Here is a 3,612-nt window from a genome sequence, read left to right as displayed (position 1 = left end):
AAAACATCTATTTCCGCTGTTACTGCTGATGGCTCTTTCGGCGGGTGCGCAGGATAAGCCAATCTATGACTTCAAAAGCCTGGTTGGTGACAGCCGCGAGGAACTAGAAGCTCTCGCGCTTTACCCTGATGATATACGTGAAGCTATTTTAGATGCATGCCTCCACCCTGAGCTTTTGGTCAAAATAGGAGCCATACAGGCCAATACCAGGGATTCGTTCCATGAGTTGATTCAGTACCAGTCGCAACAGGTGCAGCAAAACTATTGGGAGCTGATGCGCTACCCGGGCCTGGTAGAGAAGATCGTGGATGGTGGCCAGAAGACGAAAAGTGAGATCAGGAAAATACTGGAAGATTACCCTTCGGACATCCATGAAATTGCATTGAACTATGGTGTAAGTCGTCTGCAAACACTGGAAAAAATGGCTGCCATTAACAAGGAGGCCAATGCTACATTGGAGTTGCTTCTCCAGGATTACCCACCTGCAACGCGTGACAAAGTAAGGCTGCTGCTGAAGTTTCCTGAAGTGCTGCATGTGATGGTTGAACATGTAGACCTGGCCATCATTGTGGGTGAATATTATAATCAGGACCCTGATTACGTAAGGGCAAAAGCTGACTCGCTACGGCTGGCAGTATCGCAAAAGCACCTGAGAGATGCCGAGGCCTGGAAAAAAGGTCTGGAGGAAGATCCAAAAGCTCTGGCTGAGTTTGAAGCGGCTTCAAAGGAGTTTAAGGATGAAAACGGATATGATGAGATTTACGATCCGATGTACCCCAACCCTGCCCCAAAGCAGGAGGAAGAGAAGCAGGAAGAGGTAGCCCGGACTGATATTCACATCTATTACGATTATTACCCTTACCCATTCTGGTTTGGGTATCCGGCATGGTTCCCTCATGTTTACTGGTACCGCTATCCCTATTGGTATCACTGGGGATACTATTATGGCCCTCAAAGTTCTATCCTGATTTTCGGTTTACCTTCTTATTACTACTTCCATTGGTATTTCGAATATCCAATTCATTACTACCGGTATCCGTACCTTTCTGACTACATTATCAGGTATTACCGCGGGCGGCCTGGTGTGGGCACTTCCAGAAGCAGCAGCCTTAATTCATCGATCGACGAATACCGAAGAACCAGCAGAGGCAGCGTGTTGGATGGCATTATCAATGAAGATAACAGCGAGCTGAGACGAGAGAAGATCAGGGAGTATGGGTACTTTGAGGAGAGTTACCGCCAACGTGCTGAGGGACACGCCAAAGAACCTGTGTCTCGTGAGCAGTACCTGAACGAAAACAGTGGTCGCTATCCTTACCTGTCCGGAAAAACAAAAACGGTGAAATCCCGAAGTAGCAGCCAGGTGCAATCCCGGACTGAGCCAAACATCAGGGTTATACAGCCTTCTTCCCGTTCTGTAGAGCTTAACCGGGCCCGCGAGCAGCACCAAAGCACCTGGGAGAGGTCTACTTTTAACCGCTCCAGGTCTACTGTGGTAAGGCCATCTTCTCCCACTACGACCAAGCGCAGCAGAAAGAACTATTAAAAATGACTATTGGATCAGCTCCTTCCGGCATTCATACTTACTAATCATTGCGCAGTACTTTTGCCGGATCAGACATTGCTGCTTTTATGGATTGATAGCTCACTGTAATAAGGGCTACTATTAACGCAGAAGCTCCAGCCATAAAAAAAACAGATACCCCCATATTTATTTTATAAGCAAAAGCATCGAGCCACATGTTCATAAGGTACCAGCCAATGGGCACTGAAATGATAAATGATATGAATACAAGCAGTGTAAAATCTTTGGAGACCAGGTAGAACAGTCCTCCTACCGGGGCTCCGAATACTTTTCTTATACTTATTTCCTTTGTTCGCTGTTCTGCCATGTAGGAGGCAAGACCAAACAAGCCTAAACACGAAATGATAATGGCCAATGCGGAAAAGCATTTAAAAAGTGTGGCTGTTCTTTCCTCAGAAGCATATAGTTCATTGAAATCATCATCCAGAAAACTGGCGTTGAAGGTATTCTTGGGATTGAGCTTCTCCCATTGGGTCTGGATTTTTGACATAGCCTGAGCTACGGCCCCTCCATCAACTTTGATCAGCATTTTCTCAAAGTGTTCGTCTTCCATAAATAGTACAAGGGGTTCGATAGGCTGATGTGCCGATTTAAAGTGAAAATCCTTAGCCACACCAATAATAGTATATTCCTTATTATTATAAGTGAGATGCGCCCCTATCGGCTCCTGGAAGCCCATAGTTTCAAGGGCCTTCTGGTTTACAATCACGGCGCTGCTATCAGAGACAATCGATTCTGAAAAATGTCTGCCTTCAGCTATCTCTATTTTCATGGTTGGTATGTACCCCGCATCAACAGACTGCGTATGGATCAATATGGTTTCGTCAGGATTTGCCCCTGGCCAGGAAATACCTGAAGTGGAATTTTGTACATAAACCGGGTGCTGGTCAGAGACACCTACAGACACTATGCCTTCTTCGCTTAATAACTCATTTTTAAAGACTTCATAATTTTCTCCCAGGGACTGTAGGATCACTACCTGCTCTTTATCGATTCCCAGATTTTTATTCTGAATATAGTCCAACTGTGTGGAGACAGTAATGGTGCCAATGATCAAAACGATCGACACTGTAAACTGAAGTATAACCAGTGCTTTTCTGAAAACAGGATTTGCACTTTTAGAACTTTTACCTTTCAGTACACTGGCCGGCTGGAAGGAAGACAAAAATATGGCGGGATAGCTCCCTGCCAGCAACCCGGTGAAAATAGCTGCCCCAATCATGGATATAAGCATTTTCAAACCATGGCCCGCCTCAAGCAAACCCAGGTCCAGCGACTTTCCAGACAAATAATTGAACGACGGAAGCAGCATATCGACAAACAGGAGGGCCAGCATCATGGAGAGCAGAGATATCATTACGGATTCGCCCAAAAACTGATAGACCAGTTGGTAACGGCTGGCACCAACCGTTTTGCGAAGGCCTACCTCTTTAGCCCTTTTAGCAGAACGCGCCGTAGAAAGGTTCATAAAATTAATGCAGGCTATGAGCAAAATAAAAGCTGCTACTATAGAAAAGATCTGCACATAGGTTTTATTGCCCTTCCCGGAGATATCAGCCGTAAAATTAACTTCACCCAAGTGTATATCTGTCAAAGGCTGAAGGTAGATATCCGTAACCGAACCTTCGCTATTCTTTTTAATCTCGTTTTTGATCTTATCGTTGAGCACAGCTATATTGGCTCCACTTCCGGTCTTTACATAACTGTAAATAAAATTTCTACCCCAATCCGTTTGAAGCTCTGGCTTTCCCACTCCAAACTTTTCGATTGACATCACATAGTCAAACTGCATGTGAGAGTTATGCGGCACGTCCTTCATTACCCCGGTTATGAGCATATCTTCCTTACCATTAAACTGTATGGCTTTCCCGAGAGGATTGTCATTGCCAAAATACTTATTGGCCAATTTTTCACTGATCACCAGGGAGTTAATCTGGTCAAGCGCCTTCTCCGGATCTCCTTTCACCAGGTCGAATGAGAAAATATTAAAGAAATCTTTATCTACATAACTACCACGTTCAACGAAT

The 3,612-nt window shown here is 45.0% G+C and carries 2 protein-coding genes; one reads left to right on the top strand and one right to left on the bottom strand.

Annotation, left to right across the window (positions count from 1 at the left end; genetic code table 11):
• The coding region (locus tag E1163_RS30300; protein WP_221417903.1) for a hypothetical protein at positions 1–1,546 on the top strand (1,546 nt) is incomplete at its 5' end.
• A gap of 40 nt (positions 1,547–1,586) precedes the next feature.
• On the opposite strand, the gene E1163_RS01700 is transcribed toward E1163_RS30300, so the two are convergent.
• Positions 1,587–3,612 (bottom strand): ABC transporter permease (locus E1163_RS01700; RefSeq protein ID WP_155168822.1); only part of this gene is annotated, 2,026 nt, incomplete at its 5' end.

The organism is Fulvivirga kasyanovii (genome assembly GCF_009711405.1).
In the GTDB taxonomy this organism is placed as follows: domain Bacteria; phylum Bacteroidota; class Bacteroidia; order Cytophagales; family Cyclobacteriaceae; genus Fulvivirga; species Fulvivirga kasyanovii.
Note: the sequence above shows the minus strand (reverse complement) of the source record. Positions and strands in the feature narration are given on the sequence as shown.